The organism is Treponema sp. R6D11, assembly GCF_054786075.1.
The window spans coordinates 1-378 of sequence record NZ_BDHD01001137.1 but is presented as its reverse complement, the minus strand read 5'-3'; the positions used below and the strand labels follow the sequence as shown (position 1 = coordinate 378).

Sequence of the window (378 nt, the reverse complement as noted above, 5' to 3'; positions counted from 1 at the left end):
TTTAAAACCAGCGTATTAAAAGGGCAACTTTCATTAAAAGCAAAATCCCTTTTAAATGACGGCGCTTTTCAGGAAGCAAAACTTATCGCTGACAGAGAAAAAATTACAAAGTATTATCATGATCGCGGATACATAGATATGGTAGTAAGAGACGTTACCCGCACAATGGTTGAAAATGAAAAAGACAATAAAAAAAGTAAAAACAATAAAAAAGACAGTAAAGGGGCTAATTTACTTCTTACTTTTATGATAGATGAAGGCAGTGAATTCAAATTTGCCGGAGTAACATTTGAAGGCAATGTAATTTTTACAACCGAACAATTAAACAAACTTGTAATGTCTAAAAAAGGCGAAATTGTCAATATGACAAAATTAGAA

General features: G+C 31.5%; 1 protein-coding gene. It reads left to right on the top strand.

The window, feature by feature from the left end; genetic code table 11:
• Positions 1-378: POTRA domain-containing protein (locus tag ACYVTD_RS17825; RefSeq protein ID WP_461248954.1), on the top strand; the 378-nt coding region annotated here is incomplete at both ends.